The sequence below is a fragment of the Cellulophaga omnivescoria genome (assembly GCF_001999725.1).
GTDB classification, from domain to species: Bacteria; Bacteroidota; Bacteroidia; order Flavobacteriales; family Flavobacteriaceae; genus Cellulophaga; species Cellulophaga omnivescoria.
Genome location: NZ_MDDP01000010.1, coordinates 325,973 through 350,665, shown reverse-complemented (window position 1 = coordinate 350,665; position 24,693 = coordinate 325,973). Strand labels below are relative to the sequence as shown.

The following is a 24,693-nucleotide window of genomic DNA, read 5'->3' as shown; positions in this document are numbered from 1 at the left end:
AAATATTATTCCTTTAGCTTAGCTAACTCTGTTTGTTGTTTTTTGGTAAGTTTAGATACTACTAAATTGTATGAATGATCTATTAGTTCTTTTAGTAAACTAGGAGAAATACGTTCTATTAGTATTGTATTCCAGTGTTTTTTATTCATATGAAAACCGGGAGTAATTGCACCATCATATTTTTCTCTTAACTCCAATGCAAGTTCAGGATTACACTTTAAATTAATTTGAGGTGGCAAGCGCTCTAACGGTAACAAGGCAAACATTTTACCCACAACTTTAAATACCAAAGTATGCTCATCAAAAGGAAACTCTTCTGTAATTCCTTTTTTTAAAATGCAATATGCCCTAACCTCTTCTACATTCATACACAGCAAGTTTAAACTGTTGTAGAATCATATACCACAACCTTACTCCATAAATGAGCAGATTCTTCTATAAAAGTTAAGTGTGCCTCTTCATCCTGGTATTTCTGCTGGTTTTCCGCTGATGTAAAGGACACCAACAAACTAAACGTAAAGCTACCATCTACCACATCTCTAGTAGCTGCTGGCGGTACACCTATAAAATTAGTATTTGCATATTTAGAAGCATTTAAAAACTTGCGTAATGATGCTACAAAAGCTTTTTTATCATCTTCGCTATCCGGATTTTTTAACCAAAAATATACGTTATGCACAAATGCTGATTCAAAATTATTTACGCTCATAAAACACTATTTATTTATTTCCTTTTCTATTTGCTTTACCTCTTGTTTATTTTCAATTTTTAACGCAGAATAATCTAACGTCCACCCAATAGTTTCTACAATAGACTCTATTAAAAGTATTGCCTCTAACGCTTCTTTACGGGCCGTATCCATTAAACCACTTACTGGTATTTTCTCTAAAATATGCTCCTTTGCTTCTTTATTCACATTAGTTAAATCCTCTGGAGAAAACGAGTTAAATAATCCGTTTTTAATATCATAAAACTGAAGCTCAGGAGAAACTGACAACACCTCTGGCTCTGGAAAATTCTTGAGTATAATTCTCTTTTTACTATCATCTGCATTTAAAAGAATTTTTTTTAGATCGTACCCAATTTGCACTTTAGCATTTATAATTACTAATGCCTTTTTTTTACTACTTACCAAACTCATAAAATGCTCTTTGGTATTGTGGTATTGGTATACTTCTGCAAAATCTCCTTCTACAGATATTAATTTACAAACCCTTTTTATTTTTTCTAATAAAACAGTAGACTGTGTATGTGTAACTTCTTTGGTCTTTTTAGTTCTAAAAAAGGAATACACCCAATACATAAGTATAGCCCCTAAAATTAACCCTAAAAAAACCTCTATTAAACTATCCATTATTTATTTTATACGTTACAAAACAGCACTATTTAATACTGTTTTACTCTTCAATTTTATACAAAACAGGCCTACTAGGACTTGCATCATTCTCAAAAGGAGCTACTTGCAAATTTAAAAAATATGTACCATCTTCAATAGTATTAGCAACATATATAAATTCTGTTATAGTGGCATTTTCTCTAATTTTACCTTCAAAATTCCAAAATGCCTTATGAGAAACTAACTTACCATCATCTTTTTCCTTATCAACAGATGGCAAATCTATTAGCAAGTGCTCTACTCCTTTTTCTCTTAAAAAAACAGCTCCTTCCTCTAACAAGTAAGGTGGATTGGTATTAGAATATTGCGCTCCTATTTTATCTTCTAAATTAGGAATTGTACGAATAACAACAGCCTCTCTCTTTTTTTTACCTAAAGCATATTGCAATTGCTTTTTAGAAATAACAAAATCGTCTCCTATTTTTTCTGGTGCAATAGTAATTACTTCTGCCAAAAAGAAAAATTGTTTTAATTTTTGATTTACAGACACAAATTCCTCTGTAATATGCCCCACACACTCTGTATGCGTACCGTGTGCATGCGGATTAAACGTTATGTTTTTAAAGTTTACAGATGAACCCTCACTTACCAAACCAACAAAATCACCATCTGTATGTGGCTCTATAACTGGCGCACCAACATACCAAGCATTTACATTAGACTTATCCCCTTTTAAAGGCATACTAATATCTAATGCATCATTTAAATTAATTGAATATTTTTTTGTTCTTACTGTAATAACTGCCTTCATGAATCTCTTTCTATATTAATTTATAAGTTAATAATAAACAAATCTGCTGCTATACCATCACTTAAAAATTTACCTTTTGCTGTTACTAAAAGTGTATTATTTTTAAGTTGCAACAAACCTTTTTCAATTTTTTTATTTGCCTCTTTTTCTAAATAACTCACATATTTTAATCCAAAATCTTCCTGTACCTTTTGTAGTGAAACACCCCAAATAGTTCTTAAACCAGTCATAACATACTCATTATACCTATCCACTACAGACAATTTTTCTATCTCTTGTGGCAGCTTATTTTGCACTAATGCTTTTATGTATTTGGGGTTATTATTCACATTCCAACTCCTACTTTCCCCGTTAAAAGAATGTGCAGAAGGCCCAACACCAATATATTTTTTACCCAACCAATATGCAGTATTATTTTTAGAAAAAAAATCTGGTTTTCCAAAGTTAGAAAACTCATAATTTACAAAACCCTCTTTAGCCAATTCTTTTACCAAAATTTTATGATGTTCTTGAGCAACACTATCTTTTACAGGAGCTATTTCTCCTTTTTTAATAAATTTTTCTAAAGCAGTTTTTGGCTCTACTGTAAGTGCATAACTAGAAATATGTGGCAAACCAAAAGATAACGCTTTGTGTATGTTTTGCATCCATTTATCATTGCTCATTCCTGGAATACCGTAAATTAAATCTATAGAAATATTAGAAAAATACTTTGTCGCTTCAATTATACAACTCTCTGCTTCATAAGCATTATGCGCCCTATTCATCAGTCGTAAATCATCTTCAAAAAAAGACTGCACTCCAATACTAAGCCTGTTTACCTTTGATGCCGCAAGTTGTTCTATTTTTAAAGTAGATAAATCATCCGGATTAGCCTCCAAAGTTATCTCTGGATTTTTAACAACATTGTAATTTTCGTAAACTGTTTTGATAAGCCTATTTATTTCATTCGCATTTAAAACAGAAGGCGTACCACCACCAAAATAAATAGTTTCTACACTGGTTAGCAAAAACTCGTTTTTACGCAAAACAAGCTCTCTTGCAATTGCCTCTAGCATCTCATCTTTTTTCCCCATAGTGGTAGAAAAATGAAAATCGCAATAATGACAAGCCTGTTTACAAAAGGGAATGTGTATATAAATGCCTGCCATTTTTTTATTTTTTTACCCTATTTTGGTTTTGCTTTACAAAAGAATCCCAACCAGAGTAACTTTTACCTGTTTCTATTTTTCCGCTATTGTAAAAATGGCAAACCGCTGCTGCCAAACCATCTGTGGCATCTAAGTTTTTTGGTAATTCTTTTAACCCTAGAGTACTTTTTAACATACCAGCCACCTGTTCTTTACTTGCATTACCATTACCCGTAATTGCCATTTTAATTTTTTTAGGCATATACTCCGTTATTACTAGTTGTCTAGACAAACCTGCTGCCATTGCCACGCCTTGTGCACGGCCTAATTTTAACATAGACTGTACATTTTTGCCATAAAAAGGAGCCTCTAATGCCATTTCATCTGGGTGATACGTATCTATAAGCTCTATAGTGCGCTCAAAAATAAGTTTAAGTTTGGTGTAAGGGTCTTTATACTTCTGTAATAAAAGTTCATTCATTTGCAAAAACTCCATTTTTTTACCCACCACTTTTATAAGGCCAAACCCCATAATAGTTGTACCAGGATCTACACCTAATATAATTCTTTCTTTAGCCACTATTTTTATTTGGTATTTATTACTAAAGGAATTCTAAATTTGGCCCTTACCGGTATTCCTCTTTTTAAAGCGGGCTTTAATTTTGGTAGGCTTTTAATACCACGAGAAATTATACCATTAAAACCTGGTATTTGACTAGTAATAATTGAATCTTGCTCTATATCTAAAACAGAAATTTCTCCCTTACTATCTATTAACACATCAATACGTATGGTATCTTTAATGGTTCTATCTAAAACAAACTCAAAATCTCCTAGTATTTCTGAGTAATGCAACAATAACATTTCTTCAAAACATTTTTTCTGTACTTCTTTCGAAGCAAGTTCATCGCACCCTTCAAACAACGGAAATTGATCTATAGCATTCCAATTAATACCCTCCATTTCTTGCTTAATAATCTTCTGAGTTTTTTCTGCTCTAGAATCAAAAAAATCGCAAGAAACGCAAAGAAATATCATAAGAAATAAAGCTGCTCTTTGCATAAAAACTAAATTCTAGGCGAAATTTACAATTTTTTAATCAAGTGAACAGCATAGCACCAAAATTAGCAACACAAACTAAGCTATAAGTTAACTTTAAAAAGTAGGCATTACAAAAGATATAAATTACATATAACTAACAAAAACACACCTATTAGCACTATTTTACCTAAAAAAATAATAATTAACATATATCAGGTTAATTTTTTATATTTATAACCACTTCAGAAATAAAAACTTATTTTTTTATTACGAAATTAAATTAAACTGCTATGAAGTTAACATACAAACAAACAGAGAAAAGGCCTGAAAACTCTTTCCTAGCTCGCCAAGATAGAATGCCTTGCATTGAGCAAAATTGGCATTTTCATAAAGAGCTAGAACTTATCTATTTTATAAAAAGCACAGGCACTCGTTATGTTGGCAACTCTATAGGAAATTTTGCGCCAGGGGAATTGTATTTAATAGGAAGCAACGTACCACACTTATTTAAAAACCATAAAGAATATTATGCAGACAAGCTAGAAGACGAAGCCGTAAACCTTATAGTTATTAAATTTGAAAATGATTTTTTAGGATCTGATTTTTTAGATTTGGCAGAAGCAAAAAAATTACAAGTTCTTTTTAAAAAGGCCAATATGGGGCTTCAATTTTCTAAGGCTGCAACATACTTAGCTCATAACCACATACTAGGTTTAGTGGGGAACAAAGGCTTATCTAGAATAATTGGCTTGTTAAAAATTTTAGATATTTTATCTGTAAGTGAAAACTATAAACCTTTATGCTCAGAGGTTATAACAAACACATACAACAAAAACGAAAAAGACCGTATGGCAAGAGTAATTTTATTTTTAACTGAAAATTTTGACAAAAAAATAGAGCTAGAAGAAGTTGCCTCTATTGCTTTTATGACTCCAAATGCCTTTTGCAGATACTTTAAAAAAAGAACCCATAAATCTTTTACGCAATACCTTAATGAAATTAGATTAAGGCACGCTTGCAAACTTTTAATAGAGGGGGAAATGCAAATTTCTACAGTCTGCTACCAATCTGGGTTTAATACACTCACTAACTTTAACAGGCAATTTAAAGCATTAATGAAAGTTACACCATCTGAGTATATGGAAAAGTATAACAAAAAAATAACCACTCTAATTTAAAATGGTAGTATAATGCTACTAACAGGTAAATACGTTGCACAATTAAAGAAATATTACGCCTATTTTTGTTTTATTATTTATAACCACACCTCACTATGCTCGCTTTAATTACGCTAACTGTTTGTATTGCTTTATTAATTATAGCCGTTACTGTATTTAAGGTTCATCCCATACCCGCTTTACTTGTTTTTGGACTATTACTTGGCTTAGCAACAGGCGGTAACGTAACAAGCGTAACAGAAAGCCTTTTAAATGGTTTTGGAAACACCTTAAAATGGATTGGTCTAATAATTTTATTTGGAGCCTTACTTGGAGAGATTTTGTCTAACACCGGAGGATCTGACTTAATAGCCGATAGTATTATAGCCCTCTTTGGCACAAAGTATTTACCCCTAAGTATGGCCATAATAGGCTTTTTAATAGGAATACCAGTTTTTATGGATGTTGCTTACTTAACACTACTACCCACATTGCACGTATTGTCAAAAAAGTCAGGACACTCCATATTAGTACTAGGCCTCTCCTTAGCAATTAGCTTAACTGTGGCGCACGCTCTAATACCACCAACACCAGGGCCATTAGCAGTGGCATCCGCATTTAATATAAGTGTAGGTAAAATTATACCCTTAAACGTTATTGTAGCTATTGCCGCTATAGCTGGGTGTTTAATGTGGCTAAAAATCAATAAAAAAAATTTACAAACTAGCAATAATATAGATACCAATAAGCTGCAGAGCACTACAAAAAAGAAACTAACAGGATACAAAAAAATTCTACCTTTTGCAGCCCTACTTATACCTCTTGTATTAATGTCTGTTGGTACAATAATAAAACAAGAAAACGCCTTTGTCGCGTTCATTAAAAACCCCATTTGGGCACTGTTAATAGGGATTATTTTTGCATTACCGCTACTAGAAAAAAAATCATTTTCTACTAAGTTAAATTCATACTTAAATACAGCTGGCGCTAAAACCGCTATAGTTATTTTAATTACAGGCACAGGCGGCGCTTTTGGTCAGGTTATAAAAGATACTGGTATTGTTAGCTCCCTTTTCTCAAACACAGACTCTATCTCTTCAATGGGTATAATTGTGCCATTTTTACTTAGCATGCTTTTTACAACTGTAACTGGCTCCATTACCGTTTCACTAATAACTACTGCATCTATAGTTGCACCACTAATTAGTAATGGCACACTGGATCCTACCTTTACAACTGCTGCAATTTGTACAGGTTCATTAGGAGTTATACACGTAAATAGCAGTTTCTTTTGGCTATTTAAAGAAATACATCATATAACAGTCCCAAAACTGCTAAAATCCTTTAGCCTGTTAACCGCAATTGTTTCTTTATCTGGCGGATTAATGGTTTTTATAGCATATACATTTTTTAACAACTAACTCAATTGTCAATTTTGTGCTTAAAGGGTAAAATAGTGCTGCTGTAAGGTAAAATTCTTCAATAATCACATTCTATATTAAGGTTTCTTTGTGATATACAAATGAAAAGTAAATTATTTGCGCTTCATTATTCAAATCAACTATCACAAAAACCACTCATTAAATGAACACTTATTCATTAGCAATTATCTTAGTCATATTTGCGAGCTTTTTTCAAGGAACTTTTGGACTAGGAATGAAATACATAGCACCATTAAAATGGGAAGCTTGGTGGCTAATACAATCTTTTGTTGCTATGATTGCAGTTCCTGTAATCTGGGCATTTATTGTAATTCCAGATTTGTATAGCGTTATTACAGCTACAGATTCTAGCACGTTCTGGACCGCTGCATTATACGGCTTTTTATGGGGAATTGGAGGTATTCTTTTTGGTGTTAGTGTAGAAAAAACAGGAATATCTATTACATACGGTATAGTTATGGGACTAGCTGCTTCTATGGGGTGCATTATTCCGCTATTTCAAATTGAAGGTGCATTTTCGGAACCTTCTTTTCCTATTATTTTAACAGGCGTACTTTTACTTTTAATTGGTGTGGCCGTTACAGCTGTTGCTGGTGTTAAAAGAGATAAACTTAAAAGCAGTAACGATTCTAACACAACTAACAAATCTATAAAACTGGGTGTCTTAATTGCAGTTGCATCTGGTGTTTTATCTGCATTTTTAAATGTAGGTTTTTCTAATGCAGCTCCTGTAGCAAAAATAGCCGTAGATAATTATGATGTTAGCACACAAAATGCAAGTTTAGCTTCATGGGTTGTTGTTTTAATTGGCGCTTTTGCAATGAATGGTGGCTATGCAATTTTTAGATTAGTTAAAAATAACACTTGGAGCTCTTTTAAAGTAAAAAACAGCAAAAAAGCATACATATGGGCAATTGCTACTGGGATATTCTGGTTTGCTGCTCTTGGTGTATACGGGCAAGGCGCAGCCTTAATGGGAGATTTAGGTCCTGTTATTGGCTGGCCAATTCTACTAGGTTTAGCTCTTATAATAAGTAATTTTTGGGCATATAGAGCAGGCGAATGGAAAAATGCTAATGGTCCTTTTAAACTATTAATGGGAGGCCTAGCAATACTTATAACTGCTATATGCATTTTAGGATATGCCAATTATTAGATTGTAACACACATTAACCATAATTATAAAAATACACCCCTAATTGTTTATCAAATCTCTTAGGTGTCTAAAAATCCACTTTGGTATGAAAATAAAAAACATAGAGCCTTACGTAATTAGCCACGAGTTGGATACACCCTTTTATTTTTCGCAATGGCAATACAACACCAGAAAAATATGCCTAGTTAAAATTACATTAGAAGACGGAACATATGGCTGGGGAGAAGGCTATGGCCCTGCGGGTGTAATTAAAGCCGGTATAGAATTTTTTAAACCTTTTATTGTAGGCAAAAAGGCTATAGAAAACGAGGTATTATGGCAAGAAATGTACCGAAGATCTATGGATTACGCCAGAAGTGGAAGTTTACAAGCTGCTTTAAGCGCTATTGATGTTGCCTTGTGGGACATTAAGGGAAAACTACTAAATAAATCCGTTGCAGTGCTTTTAGGCGGTTTAAAAAACCCTACCATACAACCATATGCTACTGGCTTATATTTTACACGAGTAGATGACCTAGAAAAAGTTTTAATAAACGAAGCCAAACTCTATAAATCTCAAGGTTTTAAAGCAATAAAAATGAAAGTTGGCTTAAGTATTAATGAAGATGTAAAGTATGTAGCCGCAATTAGAAAAGCTATTGGAGATGACATTAGATTGATGATTGATGCAAACCACGCTTACAGTTATCAAGAAGCAATAGAACTTTGCCGAAAAGTAGAGAAGTATAATATTTCTTGGTTTGAAGAGCCCGTTTCTCCAGAAGATTATGAAGGTTATAAAAAACTAAGAAAAAGCACGTCTATTCCTATTGCCGGTGGCGAATGTGAGTATCTAAAGTTTGGTTTTAAACGACTTTTAGAAAACGAATGCGTAGATATTGCTCAGCCAGATATTTGTGCGTCTGGGGGCTTAACAGAAGCCAAACGAATTGCAACCTTAGCTCAAGTATTTAATAAAGATATTGTACCACATTCTTGGGGCACTTGGATTGCAATTAGTGCTGCCGCCCATTTTGTTGGCAACCTAGACAAAAACCCAGGCCGAATGTATAACGATCTGCCAACTATGGAATTAGACAGATCTGAAAATGCCCTAAGAGATATTGTTACAAAGTGCGACCTTACCATTAATAACGGACTATTATGCGTTCCTAACACTCCTGGTTTAGGTGTAGATGTAAATATGGATGAGTTAGAAAAATACCTTGATAAAGAAACACACTACAATGAAAAAAGATTTGAAATTCGGTAATAAAAAACTGTACATAAATGGCGAGTTAAGAGATGCTTCTAATGGAGCATCTTTTGATGTAATATGCCCTGCTGATGAAAAAGCTGTTGCTCACCTTGCTTGGGCAAGCAAAGAAGATACTGAGTATGCATTAGAAACCGCTGAGGAAGGTTTTAAATACTGGTCTAACCTACCTATAACCGAACGTTTAAACTGGATAGACAAATTAAGAACTAAAATAATAGAAAATAGCGATTTACTACGCAGTAGTATTATGCATGAAATGGGAAAAACTTGGGAAGGAAGCGAAGAAGACCTTACAAGTATTACAAATTCACTAAAATATTACTCAGAAGAAATTGTAAAACGTACCAATATAGAAATAGAAGATAAAGATGGTACTCATGAACACCATATTGTTTCACAACCACTAGGTGTTGCTGTTGCTTTTTTAGCTTACAATTTTCCACTATTAAATCTAGGCTTTAAACTTGGTCCAGCACTGGCAGCTGGTTGCAGCATTATACTAAAACCATCAGAATTCTCACCTTTATCCGCATACATTATAGGAGAAATTTGTCACGAGATTAATTTTCCAAAAGGTGTAGTTACTGTAATTTGTGGTGATGTTTCTAACGTAGGCATACCTTTATGCGAAAGTAAAATACCGAGACTAATTACTATGATTGGCTCTACAGAAACAGCACAAAAGTTAATAGAACAAAGTAGTAAAACATCTATAAAAAGATACAGTATGGAGTGTGGCGGCAATGCTCCTTTTATTGTTTTTGACGATGCAGATTTAGAGTTAGCCATAAATATAGGCGCTGCATTAAAGGTTGGAAACACAGGGCAAATATGTGTTGCTCCAAACAGGTTTTACATACACACTTCTGTTCTTAAAGAGTTTACAGAAGGTATGGTTGAAAAATTTAAAAACACAACCATTGGTTTTGGTAAAGAAAACAAACCAGAAATGGGTCCATTAACCAACAAACAATCTGTAACAAAAGTAGAACGCATACTAAAACAAGCAGTAGCAGAAGGCGGCAAAATAGAATGTGGAGGAAAAGCGTTAGAGCAACCTGGTTATTATTTTGAACCTACTGTAGTAAGTCTAAATAACCCTGAAGCTCCAATTTTACAAGAAGAAATTTTTGGGCCAGTAGCTACTATTGTTCCTTTTTCTACTAAAGAAGAAGTTATAGAGTACGCAAACAATACAGACGCAGGTTTGGCCTCTTATGTGTTTTCTAAAAACAAAGAAACTCTTCAATACTTTTCTGATAAGTTAGAGTTTGGAGAAGTGCAATTAAACGGAGTAAAGTACGATATTTACTTGCCACATGGCGGTGTTAAAAATAGTGGTATTGGTGTAGACTGTTCTACCTATGCGTTAGATGATTACTTAATTAAAAAAAGAGTCACAAAAGCACTAAACTAAATGGCATTACCAAACTACTTTATTAGCTGTGATTGGGGAACTTCTAATTTTAGATTACGAGTTGTAGAAACAACTACATTAACAATTTTAGCAGAACACAAAACATATTGTGGTATAAAATTGCTTTATGAAAAATTTTTAAAGCAAAGTGATAAGGAACAAACTCTATTTTTTGCAGACTACTTAAAAGAACAGATATCTAATTTGCCTAAAGAACACCAAAAACATATAATTGTTGCTGCAGGTATGGCATCTGCTAATATTGGTTTATTTGAGCTTAACTATGCAGATTTTCCTCTTAATGCTTGCGGAAATAATTTAATTTGGAAGCATTTAGTTTTAAAAAATAATTTAGAAATACTTTTAATTTCTGGCGCAAAAACTAGTTCTGGAATGATGCGTGGCGAAGAAATACAAGCCATAGGATTAGAACAAGAATTAAAAGAATACAAAAAAGGGATTCTTTTACTACCCGGAACACACAGCAAACACATTACATACAATAATGAAGTTTACACAGAACTAAAAAATTATATGACTGGTGAGTTATTTGAGGTGCTTTCTAAAAAAAGCATTTTAGTTAATTCGGTTAGTACTACCTCGTCAACTGTATTAGAGAAACCTTTCTTAGAAGGCGTTTCACTTGGACTGCAAGGGCAATTTAGTGCTAGTTTATTTTCAATTAGAGCTAAAGATTTACTTCAAACAAAAACAAAAGAAGAAAACTATTATTTTTTAAGTGGACTTTTAATTGGCGATGAAATTAGCTACTTACAGCAAACTACAGAAAACATATTTTTAGTGGCTCCAGACCCAGTTTTTAGCCTATATAAGTTAGCGTTAAAACAAATAATTAATCCAAAACAATTAATTCTCTTAGATGACAAAGTTCTAGAGAAGGCTCTATTGTTAGGTCAAAAGAAAATTTTATTACAGTATGACAACAAATAAACCTTTTAATTGGAAACTATATAATAAAGCTCCTATTGTAGGTATTGTAAGAGGCTTACCTTTAGAGACAGTTGTAGGTATCGCAAAAGCGTATGTTACAGCTGGTTTGTCTACTATAGAAATTACAATGAACACTGTTAGCGCAGCAGAAATTATAGCAACAATGCAATCTAATTTTCCTAATTTAAATGTTGGCGCTGGTACTGTTTGCACAATAGAAGATTACAATACGGCTGTTACAGCTGGTTCTCAGTTTATAGTAACACCAATAATAAATGAAGAAGTAATAAAAAAAGCCGTAGCAGACAAAATTCCTATTTTCCCTGGTGCTTTTACTCCAACTGAAGTTTACAAAGCTTGGTCTTTAGGTGCTTCTGCCGTTAAAATATTTCCTGCAACGCAATTAGGCCCTACTTACATAAAAGATGTTTTAGCTCCACTAAACAAAATAAAACTGCTACCAACAGGCGGAGTAACAAAAGAAAATATAAAATCTTTTTTTGCTGCTGGCGCTACAGGAGTTGGCATGGGCAGCTCATTACTAGACAAAGAGCTTATTAATAACAAAGATTTTAACGGTTTAGCAAATCATTTTAAAAGCATTAAAGAAGAAATTGAAGCATATTTATAAACCACAACAAGACTAAACTATGAAAATAAGAATAAAAATTACAGCACTTTCCATATTAACCTTATTGTTTTTTAATGCTTCATTTGCACAAAAAACAGTAACTCTAGAGGACAATAACATAAAGGTAACTGTAGAAAACAAAAGTGGTAATTTTACCGTAGTCGAGAAAAATTCTGGCCAAATATGGAATCCAGATCCCTGGGAAAATGCAGCTGGTTTATTAACACTTTTAGACAGTAAAAAAGCTAAGCAAACAGTAAACATATCTAACAGTAAAAAAATAGAACTTACCAAAAAAGATAAAAATACGGTTGTAATAACATTTAGTAATCCCACTTTTAAAGACGGCTCTGTAGCTAAAGGCGTAACTATACAAACTCAATTAAGCTTAAACACCAAAACATCTAAGCTAAGAGCAGAAATTATAAGTTACACATCTAGCAACCATAAGTTAATAGATCTTAGGTACCCATCTCGGCACTTTAGTTTAAAAACAGACCAAGATATAGGCGCAGCGGTAATACCACAAAAACAAGGTATTATTTGCCCGTCTTATATTTTCCCTATGAATGGTGGCCGTTTTTGCAAATGGGATGACACTACGTACAACAATAAATCTATTGGCACATTAGAGCTTTTTAATAACGGCACAGGATTATCTATGCCATGGTGGGGAACCTACAATAAAAAATCTGCAGTAGTTGGTATTATTGATAATGACGTAAGGCCAAAACTATTTTTTAATATAAATAACAACGGTCAGTACTTATTTAATGCAAAAGGCGAAATGTCTACCTACCAAAGAATACAGTTTTTAGATCCTGTATGGGACATATCTAAGCCAGACCAAACAATTGGAGGTATAACGTATTCTTTTATTCCTAAAGGAGATTATGTAGATATGGCTAAAGAATACAGAAAAGAAGCTAAAAAACGTGGCCATTTTGTTTCTTTAAAAGATAAACTAGCCAGAAACCCAGATGTAGATAAGCTACCAGGTTCTATCTATTTTGGTATTTATGGCGGTTATCCTCATTATGTAAATATGCCCGGTATGGCTTTTACTTTTGATGATTTAAAAGATATGATTACTACAATACACGACACTTTAAACGTAGACAATGCATTTATACATGCCTGGGGCACGTTCTCTAACTACGTACCTAATAATTGGCCAATTAGCGATGAGCTTGGTGGTGTTAAAAAGCTTAGAGAAGCTGTTGATTTAACTAACAAATATGGTTACTTATACTCTTCATACCACTCCTACTCTGCATTATTAGAGAACGATCCAGATTTCTCAACCGAATTAATGTGGAAAGATGCAAATGGTAAATTACAAGAAACCAATAGTAGATGGGCACGTGTAGATAGTAAATATCAGTTAGGTTTAGCTAAAAAACACATTACTGAAGAAATAAAAACACTAAACTTAAAAGCAGATATTACTGATATTACGTTTGCTGCGTACAGAGAAAAAGGGAAAGAGGGCCGTATTGCTCTAGCCAAATATATAGACTCTCTAAACCTTGTAAACGGTACAGAGCACGGTCAAGAAGCCTGGATTCCTTATTTTGATATGTTTGAAGGTATGACCTATTTAGAAAGTGCTCCACTATCTACCATATCTAAAAAAGCACCATTATTTAGCCTAGTTTACCATGATGCAATAGCTACTTTTGGCAAAATACAAGATCCAGATAATGAAGTTACTAGTAATGGTGATTTTAGAATAAAAGCATTACGTAGCATACTTTTTGGAAGAGGAACAACTATTTTCTTTGCTCCGTATGAATTTGAAGGTATGTTTAATATGATTAAAATGGCTAATAAATTAGTAGCTCCAATACATAAAGAAACATTTTATGCAGAATTGAAAAGCCATGAATATTTAAGTTCAGATTTTAAAGTACAACGCACTAAATTTTCTAATGGAACCAGTGTAATTGTTAATGTGGGTAATGTAGACCAAAAAATAGAAAACGGACAAATAATTCCTGGTTACGGATATTACATAATAAGAGAAAACGGAGAAATTAGCAAAGGAAGTTTTAAAGTTAGCTTAGTGCAAGATTAACAACTTATGAAAATTAAATTAACCCCATTTTTAGTCGCTCTTTTACTATGCAAAGCTATAGTTGCTCAAAACGATTGGGAGAATGAGCATATTTACGAGACCAACAAAATGGTAGCTCGTACTGCCAGTTATTCATACCAAAATGTTACAGACGCATTAGAAGGTAATAGAGACAAAGCAAGAGTAAAGTCTTTAAACGGTATTTGGAGATTTAAATATACTGCTAAATCTGAGGATAGACCATTAGATTTTACCGCAAAAAATTTTAACGGCAAAGACTTTACAACTATTCCCGTACCATCCAATTGGGAATTACAAGGCCACGGTCAACCCATTTACACAAATATTACATATCCTTTTACACCTAACATACAAGATCCAAATTTAAAGTACGGCTGGAGAGGACCACAACCTCCCATCCCTCCTAAAATTTACAGAGATAACCCAGTTGGCAGTTATTATAGAGATTTTGAAGTTCCAAAAGAGTGGAACAATCAATCCATAATTCTTCATTTTGGCGGTGTATCCTCTGCATTTTACGTTTGGGTAAATGGGGAAAAAGTAGGTTACAGTCAAGGAAGTCGCTTAGCAGCAGAATTTAATATAACAAACTACATTAAACCTGGAGCTAAAAACAGAGTTGCAGTACAAGTATTTAGGTGGAGTGACGGCAGTTACCTAGAAGACCAAGATATGTGGCGCTTAAGCGGTATTCACCGAGAGGTACTATTAATGGCGCAACCAAAAATAGCAATTAACGATTTTTATATTAAAACTAAGTTTGATGCCAATATAGAGAATGCAAAACTACAAATTAGACCTAAAGTTTGGGTTAAAGAAAATAAAGAGAATTTAAAAGACTGGACTATAACTGCAATGTTATTTAATGCTGATAAAAAACAGGTGTTAGACAAAGAAATTAAAGTTCCCGTTAGCACTATTTATAATGAAAGATGGCCTGCACGAGACATTACAAAATTTGGTTTGTTAGAAGCAGATATTAGAATGCCAAACAAATGGTCTGCAGAAAACCCGTATTTATATACCATAGTATTAAATGTAAAAGATCCTAACGGAAAAATAGTAGAATCTAGAAGTCAGAAAATAGGCTTTAGAAAAGTTGAGTTCAGTAAAAAAAACGAACTATTAATCAACGGAAAAGCTGTAAAACTTATGGGTGTTAATAGACACGACCACCACCCAACAAGAGGAAAAGCATTAACACGAGAAGATTTACGTAAAGATGCAGAGTTAATTAAGCAATATAACTTTAATGCTGTACGTACATCTCACTACCCAAACGACCCGTATTTTATAGAGCTTTGCAATGAGTATGGCATTTATGTTATGAGTGAGGCTAATATAGAAACGCATCACCTAGGTAGTTACATACCACAAACACCATCATGGACGGCACCTATTTTAAGTAGAGTTTACCGTATGGTGGAGCGTGATAAAAACAACCCAAGTATAATATCTTGGTCTCTAGGAAACGAGTCTGGTACTGGCCCCGCTTTTGCGGCAGCTTCTGCCTGGATAAAAGATTATGACAGCTCAAGATTTATACATTATGAAGGAGCCCAAGGAGACCCAAACAACCCTAATTACGTAGAAAATGCCGGTTTTACATCTAACAATTGGCCTAGTATGGCAAACCCAACAGATCTTGCCTATGTAGACGTTATTAGCAGAATGTATCCAGATCAATCTCAATTAGAAAATCTTGCAAACAGTGCACATATAAACAGACCCATAATTATGTGCGAGTATATGCACGCTATGGGAAATTCTATGGGTGGCTTAGGTGAGTTTTGGGATGTTATTAGAGCTAAACCAAACTTAATTGGAGGTTTTATTTGGGATATGGTAGACCAAGGATTAGAGAAAAAAGACCCAAATGGCAATACCTTTTACGCTTATGGCGGTGATTATGGAGACACTCCTAATGACCATAATTTTTGCATAAACGGCGTATTAGCATCAGACCGCACACCTAACCCACACGCTTGGGAAGCAAAATATGTTTTTCAGCCTGTGGTTTTTGAAACTGCAGATAAAGAAAACAAGCAAGTAAGAATTATAAACAGATTTACGTTTACAAACTTAGATAAATACACTATTAAATGGAGTGTTTATGAAAACGGAAAAAAGTTAGAATCTGGAGAACTTCCCCGTCAAGACATAGCGGCTGCTTCATCAGCCATAGTTACAATTCCCTATAAAAGTAATTTAAAAAATAATTCAGATTACTGGCTGCGCCTATCACTACATGAAACAAAAGATCGTTTGTGGGCAAAAAAGGGATATTTAATTGCTAAAGAGCAATTATCACTTAAAGCAAAGAGCACTATAACCAAACATATTTCTACCTCTAAAAAAAGTATTTCTATTTTAGAAAATAAAAATACTATTACAGTAAATGGGGCTAATTTTTCGGTAGGAATATCTAAAAAAAATGGTCAATTATCTTCCTATATAACCCAAGGACAAGAACAAATTATATCTCCTTTAAAACCAAATTTTTACAGACCACCTATAGATAATGATATTAGAGGTGCTAGCAGCAAAAAACTTAAAGAAGGCAGACAGTTTTGGAAAAATATTTTAGACAGTGTTAAAACAACTAAAGTTACTATTAGTAAAAAAGATGAAAAATCTATTAAAGTTATAAGCGAACAACAGGTAAATAACAAACTAAGTTTTACAACTACTTATACTATTTACAATGATGCTACTGTGCTAATTTCTTTTAACACCCAAGCTAGTAAATCTTTACCAGCTCCTACTAGAATTGGGTTAACAATGGGGATTAACAAACAACTAAAAAACACAAGTTATTACGGAAATGGCCCGTATGAGAATTATAGTGATCGTAAACGAAATTCTGAAATTGGAGAATACCATACCAAAACAGATGCTATGTTCACCAATTATGTAATGCCGCAAGAAAACGGTAACAGAACAGAAACGCGTTGGCTAAATTTAACAAACGGGAAAAAAGGAGGAATTAAAATAGTAGGTGTACCTAAATTTAGTTTTTCTGTTTGGCCGTATTCATCAGAAAATATAGAACAAGCAAAACATCCGTATGAGCTTACTCCACAAGGTTATTACACGCTAAATATAGACTATGCGCAAACTGGTTTAGGAGGCACACTATCTCACTTATTACCAAAATACACATTAAAATCTGGCGAGTATAATTTTCAATTTCTTATTCAGCCATTACAATAATAGTTAAACTTAAAATTATGGATTACAAATTTAGTCACATAGGCATACCTACTACAGAAGAAAAAAATTGGGATGGATTTTACGAGCCTGGAAAAATTCATTATACAGAATTTGACAAGGATCCTTATAATATTGAATGGGTAAAGTTTGATGCTAATAGCCCAATGCCAGAACTAATGCGCACTGTACCACACGTAGCTTATTTTGTAGATAATATGGAAGATGCTTTACAAGGCAAAGATATTTTAGTTGATACTTTTTCTCCTGGAGAAGGTGTACGGGTAGCTTTTATAAAACATAACGGTGCTCCTGTAGAATTTATGGAAGTTAACAACTAACACACTTAGTTTAAATAACTCTATTTTAAACATAAAACTATATTTTAGAGTTAAAATAATGCTACACTAAGGTAATATGCATTAATCTCATTAACGTATTTTTCATTTAATTTGTTCCAATTCACTCATTTTTAACAGTGATTTTTAATAAAATGAAAAAAAATATAATTTATATTCTACTACTAACAGTAGCAATTACAGTAAAAGCCCAAGAGAAACCTAATATTATTTTCTTATTTTCTGATGATGCTGGTTACGCAGATTTTGGTTTTCAAGGCAGTAAAGTAATGAAGACTCCTAACTTAGATAAACTAGCAAAATCTGGAGCAAAATTTACACAAGGTTACGTTACAGATGCAACTTGCGGACCATCTAGAGCTGGGTTAATTACGGGTAAATACCAACAACGCTTTGGATATGAAGAAATAAACGTTCCTGGTTATATGAGCGCCAACTCTAAATTTTTAGCAGATGATATGGGATTACCTTTAGACCAATTAACCATAGCAGATTATTTAAAAAAACTAGGTTATAAAACTGCTATGTACGGCAAATGGCACTTAGGTGATGCAGACCGCTACCACCCAACCAAGAGAGGTTTTGATGAGTTTTATGGTTTTAGAGGTGGTGCTCGTAATTACTTTGGTTATGAAGATGTCACTAAAGCTCACCCAGATACCAGAATGGAAAGAGGTTTTGGTAATTTTCAAGAACCAACAGAATATGTTACAGATGCCCTAGCTAAAGAAGCCGTATCATTTATTGAAAAAAATAAAGACAATCCGTTTTTTATTTATTTAGCCTTTAATGCGGTACACACGCCAATGCAAGCAACTAAAGAAGACCTAGATAAATTTCCTAATTTAACAGGAAAACGAAAGGAATTAGCCGCTATGACTTTGGCTTTAGATAGAGCTTGTGGCACTGTTTTAAACAAGTTAAAACAACTTGGTTTAGACAAAAATACAATTGTTGTTTTTTCAAACGATAACGGAGGACCAACAGACAAAAACGCATCATTAAATTTACCATTAAGCGGTACAAAATCTAACCATTTAGAAGGCGGCATTAGAGTTCCTTTTTTAATAAGTTGGCCAAAACAAATAAAATCTAAAACTGTATACAACTTTCCAGTAAGCACACTAGACTTACTTCCTACTTTTTACGCAGCAGGTGGCGGCAATGTTACAGATTTAAAGGATATAGATGGTGTTAACTTACTGCCATACATTAACGGACAAAACAACAGCAGACCACACAATACTTTATTCTGGAAAAAAGAAGTACGCTTAGCTTATAGAGAAGGCGACTATAAATTAATAAGATTTGCAGACAGACCGGCTGAGTTATATGATTTATCTACAGACACTGCAGAACAAAATAATATAGCATCTAAACATCCTGAAAAGGTAACATCTATGTTTAAAAAAATGTTTGAATGGGAATCTACCCTTCAGCGACCTTTGTGGATGCTTAAAAGGTCTTTTGAAAATTATGACATAGACCGTATGGACCGTTACAGAACTCCAGAAATGGTTAAAAAAGAAATGGAACAATACACTATCCCTTTAAAAGAAAGTAACGGATATAAAAAAATAGAAAACTAACTATAACTCAACTTAATATATGAAACACATCACAATTTTGGCGTTTAGCGCACTGGTACTAGCATCCTGCGGCCAAAAAGAAAAAACAAAAGACACGGTAGTTACTGCAAATACAGAAAGTAAAGATTTGGCTTTAAATCTAGATTCTAATGCAGGTATTATTAACAATGCTAATAGTCCGCATGTTGCTTTTAAAAGTATAGATATGGGCGATTGCCAATGGACAGAAGGCTTCTGGGCAGATAAGTTTAAAATTGCCGAAACAAAAATGGTTCCGTACATGCGCAGTTTATTAACTGGTGATACAGGCCACGCACTTAACAACTTTAAAATTGCAGCTGGCTTAAAAGATGGTGAGCACAAAGGAATGCATTGGCATGATGGCGACTTTTATAAATTTATGGAAGCCACAATGTATGTTTATGCACAAAACAAAGATGAAGCTTTACTAAAAGAAATAGATAGCTATATAGACATTATAGGGAAAGCACAAGAAAAAGATGGCTACCTACAAACACAAATACAACTAAACAAAGATAGGTCTAGGTATGAAAACAGAAAGTTTCATGAAATGTACAATTCTGGTCACTTATTAACCAGCGCTTGTATTCACTACAGAATTACAGGACAGACCAATTTTTTAGAAATTGCCGTTAAACACGCAGATTTACTATACTCGTTATTTATGACAGATGATGAGCGTTATGGCCGTTTTGGTTTTAATCAAACCCAAATAATGGGCTTGGTAGAATTGTATAGAACCACAAAAGACAAACGCTATTTAGAGTTAGCTGAAAAATTTATAAACAATAGAGGTGCTTATAAAGTTGCAGAAACGCCAGAAACTAAAGGATATCCTATTGGAGATATGGTACAAGAACGCACTCCTTTACGTAAGTCTGATGAAGCAGTTGGCCACGCCGTTTTAGCATTGTACTACTATGCAGGCGCAGCAGATGTATATGCAGAAACAGGAGAACAAGCTTTAATTGATGCTTTAGATAAATTATGGATGAATGTTGCACTAAAAAAAATGTATGTAACTGGTGCCGTGGGTCAAACTCACTACGGAGCATCTACCAACAGAGATAAGATAGAAGAAGGCTTTATTGACGAGTATATGATGCCTAATATGACCGCGTATAATGAAACATGTGCTAATGTTTGTAACTCTATGTTTAGCTATCGTATGTTAGGTGTACATGGCGAATCTAAATATGCAGATATTATGGAAACCGTACTATACAACAGTGCTTTATCTGGCATTAATTTAGAAGGAGACAGGTATTACTATGCCAACCCACTTAGAGTTATACACGGCTCTAGAGATTACAGTAAAATGAATACAGAATTTCCAACAAGACAAGCTTATTTAGACTGTTTTTGTTGTCCTCCAAACCTGGTACGTACTATTGCAAAAGTATCTGGTTGGGCATATAGTAAATCTAAAAATGGTATTGCTGTAAACCTTTATGGAGGCAACACTTTAAATACAACACTTACAGATGGGTCTAAAATAAAATTAAAGCAAGAGACCGCTTACCCTTGGAATGGAGATGTTAAAATAACAATGCAAGAATGTAAAAATACTCCTTTTGATATGCTTGTTAGAATTCCTGATTGGGCAGAAGGCACAAAAGTTTTTGTAAATGATAAAGATGCTGGTGTTACCGTAAAAGCCGGTGAATTTGCCATAATTAATCGTGAATGGAAAAAAGGTGACGTTATACGCATTGCTATGCCATTAGATATAAATTTTGTTGAAGGCCACGAACGTATTGAAGAAGTACGTAATCAAGTAGCTATAAAAAGAGGTCCGCTTGTATATTGTGTAGAATCTGCAGATTTACCAAAAAACACTAGTATTTTAGATGTATTTATTAAAGGTGATGCTTCTCAATTAAAATCAGAATATAGACCAGACTTTTTAGGTGGTGTATCTGCTATAACAGGTAATGTTTTATTACGTAAAGACGCTGCTAAAACAGATAAAATGTATCACAAAGTAAACAAGCCACAATGGAAAAAGTACAACACTACATTTGTACCATACTATGCATGGTCTAACAGAAATAATGAAAAAGAGAGCGAAATGACGGTGTTTTTACCAGTTGTTTGGGAATAAGATTTAGTTTTTATTAGTAAAAAAAAGGGAGATAAGTTTTACAACTTATCCCCTTTTTTAATTTGTGTTAATTATAGTGTATTAAACTAATTTATAATCTTTAAGCGGTAATGTTCTATATCTATTACCAGTTGCTTTAAAAATTGCATTTACAATAGCTGGTGCAATAACTGGTACCCCTGGCTCACCAACACCTGTTGGTTTTTCGTTATTTTCTACAATTTCTATATGTATGTTTGGTGCTTGTGGCATACGTAACATTTGGTAATCACCAAAATTAGTTTGTTCTATAGCGCCATCTTTAGCTGTAATTTTACCGTAAAAGGCTAAAGACATACCAAAAATAGCAGCACCTTCCATTTGTGCCGTAATTGTATTTTTATTTACAGCCAAACCACAATCTATAACAGAATGTATGTTGTGTACTTTTACTTTATTATTTACAACAGATACCTCAACCACAGACGCAACATAAGATAAAAAGCTATAATGCACTGCAAGTCCCATTGCATGTCCTTCGGGTAATTTTTTACCCCAATCTGCATTTTTAGCAGCCTGCTTTAGCACGTGTTTTAAACGAGCAGTATCATACTTATATTCATTTTTAGTATCTTCAATGCGGTCACTACCAATAAGATTTAATCTAAACTCAAGCGGATCTACTCCTGCTTCATTAGCTAACTCATCAGCAAAAACATTAATAGCAAAACCGTGTGGTATGTTTATAACAGAACGCATCCAACCAATTCTAACATGCGCTGGTGCTTCTCCTGTTTCTACCTGCATATTAGGAATCTCAAAAGGTACGTTTGTAGCACTAGCAGCTTCAAAAGGAGCAGGATCTACAGTTCCCGGAGCAAAAGTAGACGCTATAGAAGGCAACGCAAAACGATGCAACCAACCAGTTACTTTTCCGTCTTTATCCAAACTACCTTTCATATATTGTGCTGCAATGGTGTGGTAATAACCATGTTGTATATCATCTTCACGTGACCATACAACTTGTACAGGAGCATTAATTGCCTTAGATACCGCAGCAGCTTCAACCACATAATCTGGCTTGGATTTTCTACCAAAACCACCTCCTAAAAACGTAACATTAACAGTTACATTTTTTTCATCTGTTTCTAAAAAAGCACTAACTTCTGTTCTTGTACGTTGTGGTTCTTGTGTTGGAGCCCAAACTTCGCACGTATTCTCTTGTACCCAAACAACAGCATTAGGCACCTCCATAGGTGTATGCACTAAATGTGGCAATTGGTATGTACTTTCTATAGTTTTTGTTGCAGATTTAAATGCAGAATCTACATTACCTACCGTTTTAGCAACCTTTCCCTTTTTCTGTACATTAGCTGTTATCTGTTTCATATACTCTTCAGTATCATAATTAGCATTTGCACCAAAATCCCACTCTACTTTTAAAGCCTCTTTACCTTTAAAAGCAGCCCAAGTATTTGTAGCAACAACAGCTACACCTCCTAATGGTCCAAAAGGTTTTTCTACCCTAGGGATTTCTACAACATCTATAACACCTGCAATTTTTAAGGCTTCAGTTTTATCAAAAGATTTTACTGTACCAAAAGTAACTGGGCAACGTTTTATTGCTGCAAATTTCATATTATCTAAACGCTTATCTAAACCAAAAACAGCACTTCCGTTAGATAAGTTTTCTACATCTTTGCTTGGTAAATATTTACCAATAAATTTAAAATCTTTAGGATCTTTTAAAACAACATCTTTGGGAACTTCTATAGTTTTAGCGATTTCTACAAGTTCTCCAAATCCTATTTTTTTACCACTATTACTTATAACAAAATGGTTTTCTGCTTTTAATTCTGATGCAGGAACCTCCCATTTTTTAGCTGCTGCAGCAATTAAAACTGCCTTTGTAGCGGCTCCAATTTTTCGCATTTCTTCATACAAAAGACGTACACTTTTAGAGCCATCTGTATTTTGATCACCGTACTTAACATCTCCTACAGCTTGTTTAATACTTACTCTATCCCAATCTGCCTCCATTTCATCTGCAATAACAGACGTTAAAGACGTACGCACACCTTGTCCCATTTCTGATCTAGAGGCAACCAAAATAAGATTACCATCAGAATTAAGCTGAACAAATAAATTAGGATTAAACTCTACAACTTCTTTAGGTTCACAGCCAATAAAAAGCGTTGTTCCAGAAGCAATTATTAATCCGCCTGAAGCCAAACCTAATCCTTTTAAAAAACTTCTACGACTTACATTTTTTACATTTTTCATACTAGCCTTTGTTTTTTAATTCTACAGAATGGTTTATAGCCTTTTTTATACGCGGATATGTACCACAGCGGCAAATATTACGCACCATAGCATTATTTATATCCTCATCAGAAGGGTTGCTATTACCGTTTAGCAATGCAGTTGCTGTTATTAATTGTCCAGACTGACAAAAACCACATTGCGGAACATTATGCTCTGCCCAAGATTTTTGTAACAACTGAAGATTTTCTGTCTGTCCCTCAACGGTAATCAACTCGTTATCTCCTACTGCAGAAACAGGCAACTGACAAGAATTTACTGCATTACCATTCATTAAAACCATACAAGCACCACAAAAACCTTTGCCACAACCAAATTTAGTTCCAGTAAAACCTATAATGTCTCTTATTGCCCATAACAAAGGCATATCCGGATCTACATCTATCGTATGTGTTTCTCCATTAATTTTTAGCTTGGTCATAAATCTTAATATTTAGTTTTGTAAAGATGTCTAAGTTTTAAATTTACACAAAAATAAGTACAACAAACCGCTATAATTAACCTATTAACACTTTATTTTACCAATAAAGCAGTAATTAAGATAAAGTTTAAATTAACCATCAGGTTATTAATAAGCCAACAGTTAGAGTAAAAATAGTAATACTAATTACAAATAAGGTAAAATAGTGCAAGGCACGGATAAACGAAACCAATATTTTATTGCTTCTTTTAGGTTATTTT

At 33.8% G+C, this 24,693-nt stretch carries 21 protein-coding genes; 12 read left to right on the top strand and 9 right to left on the bottom strand.

Annotated elements, in window-relative coordinates; genetic code table 11:
• Positions 1-5 precede the first annotated feature (5 nt).
• The 7 genes from BFJ87_RS06595 to BFJ87_RS06565 are packed head-to-tail and all read right to left on the bottom strand — an operon-like array spanning position 6 to position 4,315.
• Positions 6-368 (bottom strand): MmcQ/YjbR family DNA-binding protein, encoded by a 363-nt coding sequence (locus BFJ87_RS06595; protein WP_077401690.1) that lies wholly within the window; start codon positions 366-368, stop codon positions 6-8.
• An 11-nt stretch (positions 369-379) separates the two neighbouring features.
• Positions 380-709, bottom strand: coding sequence for a Dabb family protein (locus tag BFJ87_RS06590; RefSeq protein WP_077401687.1), 330 nt, complete (start codon positions 707-709; stop codon positions 380-382).
• Positions 710-715: 6 nt separating this feature from the next.
• Complete coding sequence (locus tag BFJ87_RS06585; RefSeq protein ID WP_013621383.1) at positions 716-1,354, bottom strand: DUF4230 domain-containing protein; 639 nt, start codon at positions 1,352-1,354, stop codon at positions 716-718.
• A gap of 43 nt (positions 1,355-1,397) precedes the next feature.
• A complete protein-coding gene (locus BFJ87_RS06580) occupies positions 1,398-2,147 on the bottom strand; it encodes a cyclase family protein (protein WP_077401684.1) in 750 nt (249 codons plus the stop codon).
• Between the two features lie 20 nt (positions 2,148-2,167).
• Positions 2,168-3,298, bottom strand: a complete 1,131-nt coding sequence (gene hemW, locus BFJ87_RS06575) for a radical SAM family heme chaperone HemW (RefSeq protein ID WP_077401681.1) — start codon at positions 3,296-3,298, stop codon at positions 2,168-2,170.
• Positions 3,299-3,302: 4 nt separating this feature from the next.
• A complete protein-coding gene (gene ruvC / locus BFJ87_RS06570; RefSeq protein WP_077401678.1) occupies positions 3,303-3,857 on the bottom strand; it encodes a crossover junction endodeoxyribonuclease RuvC in 555 nt (184 codons plus the stop codon).
• A 5-nt stretch (positions 3,858-3,862) separates the two neighbouring features.
• On the bottom strand, positions 3,863-4,315 hold the full coding sequence (locus BFJ87_RS06565; protein ID WP_245799597.1) for a hypothetical protein: 453 nt from the start codon (positions 4,313-4,315) through the stop codon (positions 3,863-3,865).
• A 293-nt stretch (positions 4,316-4,608) separates the two neighbouring features.
• Here BFJ87_RS06565 and BFJ87_RS06560 point away from each other — a divergent pair, with 293 nt between their 5' ends.
• The 12 genes from BFJ87_RS06560 (at position 4,609) to BFJ87_RS06505 (ending at position 21,711) form a co-directional block, all read left to right on the top strand.
• A complete protein-coding gene (locus BFJ87_RS06560) occupies positions 4,609-5,496 on the top strand; it encodes an AraC family transcriptional regulator (protein ID WP_077401672.1) in 888 nt (295 codons plus the stop codon).
• Positions 5,497-5,591: 95 nt separating this feature from the next.
• Positions 5,592-6,896, top strand: coding sequence for a GntP family permease (locus BFJ87_RS06555; RefSeq protein WP_077401669.1), 1,305 nt, complete (start codon positions 5,592-5,594; stop codon positions 6,894-6,896).
• A gap of 163 nt (positions 6,897-7,059) precedes the next feature.
• On the top strand, positions 7,060-8,073 hold the full coding sequence (locus BFJ87_RS06550; RefSeq protein ID WP_077401666.1) for an L-rhamnose/proton symporter RhaT: 1,014 nt from the start codon (positions 7,060-7,062) through the stop codon (positions 8,071-8,073).
• 85 nt (positions 8,074-8,158) lie between these two features.
• Positions 8,159-9,325, top strand: a complete 1,167-nt coding sequence (locus tag BFJ87_RS06545; RefSeq protein WP_077401663.1) for a mandelate racemase/muconate lactonizing enzyme family protein — start codon at positions 8,159-8,161, stop codon at positions 9,323-9,325.
• The gene (locus BFJ87_RS06540; protein ID WP_077401660.1) at positions 9,300-10,748 is read left to right on the top strand and encodes an aldehyde dehydrogenase family protein; all 1,449 of its coding nucleotides are present in this window, start codon (positions 9,300-9,302) and stop codon (positions 10,746-10,748) included. Before BFJ87_RS06545 ends, BFJ87_RS06540 begins: the two co-directional genes overlap by 26 nt.
• Positions 10,749-11,699: a 2-dehydro-3-deoxygalactonokinase gene (locus tag BFJ87_RS06535; protein ID WP_077401658.1), complete on the top strand. Its 951-nt coding sequence runs from the start codon at positions 10,749-10,751 to the stop codon at positions 11,697-11,699.
• Positions 11,686-12,330: a bifunctional 4-hydroxy-2-oxoglutarate aldolase/2-dehydro-3-deoxy-phosphogluconate aldolase gene (locus tag BFJ87_RS06530; protein ID WP_077401655.1), complete on the top strand. Its 645-nt coding sequence runs from the start codon at positions 11,686-11,688 to the stop codon at positions 12,328-12,330. The genes BFJ87_RS06535 and BFJ87_RS06530 overlap by 14 nt, the downstream gene beginning before the upstream one ends.
• A 19-nt stretch (positions 12,331-12,349) precedes the next feature.
• Complete coding sequence (locus BFJ87_RS06525) at positions 12,350-14,407, top strand: DUF5696 domain-containing protein (RefSeq protein ID WP_077401653.1); 2,058 nt, start codon at positions 12,350-12,352, stop codon at positions 14,405-14,407.
• 6 nt (positions 14,408-14,413) lie between these two features.
• Entirely contained in the window at positions 14,414-17,641 is a 3,228-nt protein-coding gene (locus tag BFJ87_RS06520; protein WP_077401650.1) for a glycoside hydrolase family 2, read from the top strand.
• 17 nt (positions 17,642-17,658) lie between these two features.
• Complete coding sequence (locus BFJ87_RS06515) at positions 17,659-17,979, top strand: VOC family protein (protein ID WP_077401647.1); 321 nt, start codon at positions 17,659-17,661, stop codon at positions 17,977-17,979.
• 152 nt (positions 17,980-18,131) lie between these two features.
• Positions 18,132-19,586: a sulfatase gene (locus BFJ87_RS06510; protein WP_077401644.1), complete on the top strand. Its 1,455-nt coding sequence runs from the start codon at positions 18,132-18,134 to the stop codon at positions 19,584-19,586.
• 19 nt (positions 19,587-19,605) lie between these two features.
• On the top strand, positions 19,606-21,711 hold the full coding sequence (locus tag BFJ87_RS06505) for a glycoside hydrolase family 127 protein (protein ID WP_077401641.1): 2,106 nt from the start codon (positions 19,606-19,608) through the stop codon (positions 21,709-21,711).
• Positions 21,712-21,792: 81 nt separating this feature from the next.
• Here the strand turns inward: BFJ87_RS06505 and BFJ87_RS06500 are convergent, their stop codons facing one another.
• A complete protein-coding gene (locus BFJ87_RS06500) occupies positions 21,793-23,973 on the bottom strand; it encodes a xanthine dehydrogenase family protein molybdopterin-binding subunit (RefSeq protein WP_077401638.1) in 2,181 nt (726 codons plus the stop codon).
• Between the two features lies 1 nt (position 23,974).
• A complete protein-coding gene (locus BFJ87_RS06495; protein WP_077401635.1) occupies positions 23,975-24,433 on the bottom strand; it encodes a (2Fe-2S)-binding protein in 459 nt (152 codons plus the stop codon).
• Between the last annotated feature and the right edge of the window lie 260 nt (positions 24,434-24,693).